The following is a 1,005-nucleotide window of genomic DNA, read 5'->3' on the forward strand; positions in this document are numbered from 1 at the left end:
CCCCACCCCCTACCAGGAGGTCATCTTGAGCGAGCACCGCCCCACCCGCAGAAGTGTCCTGAAGACCGTCGGCGGAATCTCCGCCGCGGCGGCCCTCGGCGGGGCCGGCGTCCTCGGGACCGCGACCGCAGCCCAGGCGGCGGGAGACGGCTTCGGGCTGCGCATCGTGGACCGCAACGAGAGCAACAGCCGCATGTGGTACTACCGCTTCCAGACCGACGCGATCGGCTGGAACCCGGGCGTCAACGTCCTGCTCCCCGACGGCTACCACACCAGCGGACGCACCTACCCCGTCCTCTACCTCTTCCACGGCGGCGGCACCGACCAGGACTTCATCACCTTCGACCGCATGGGCATCCGCGACTGGACCGCGGGCAAGCCGATCATCGTCGTGATGCCCGACGGCGGGCACGCGGGCTGGTACTCCAACCCGGTCAGCTCCAACGTCGGCCCCCGCAACTGGGAGACGTTCCACATCGCCCAGCTGCTCCCGTGGATCGACGCGAACTTCCGTACGTACGCCGAGTACAACGGCCGTGCCGTCTCCGGGTTCTCGATGGGCGGCTTCGGCGCGCTGAAGTACGCGGCCAAGTACTACGGCCACTTCGCCTCGGTCAGCGCCCACTCCGGGCCGGCCAGCCTGCGCCGCGACTTCGGCCTGGTCGCCCACTGGGCCAACGTGTCCTCCGCCGCCATCGAACTGGGCGGCGGCACGGTCTACGGAGCACCGCTGTGGGACGAGGCCCGGGTCAGCGCCGACAACCCGGTCCAGCGCATCGAGAGCTACCGCAACAAGCGGGTCTTCATGGTCGCCGGCACCAGCCCCGACCCGATCAACTGGTTCGACACGGCCAACGAGACCCAGGTCCTGGCCGGTCAGCGGGAGTTCCGCAGCCTGCTGGGCAAGGCGAACATCCCGCACGAGTGGCACGAGGTGCCCGGCGGCCACTTCGTCCGCCCCGACCTGTTCAAGCGCGACCTCGACGGCATCGTCGCCCGGCTCCG

At 70.0% G+C, this 1,005-nt stretch carries 1 protein-coding gene; it reads left to right on the forward strand.

Annotated features, from left to right (window positions below; all coding sequences use genetic code 11):
• Window positions 1-25: 25 nt before the first annotated feature.
• On the forward strand, window positions 26-1,005 hold a 980-nt coding region (locus EAO76_RS14355), incomplete at its 3' end, for an esterase family protein (RefSeq protein ID WP_187438616.1).

Source organism: Streptomyces sp. sk2.1, from assembly GCF_008120935.1.
Taxonomy (GTDB): domain Bacteria; phylum Actinomycetota; class Actinomycetes; order Streptomycetales; family Streptomycetaceae; genus Streptomyces.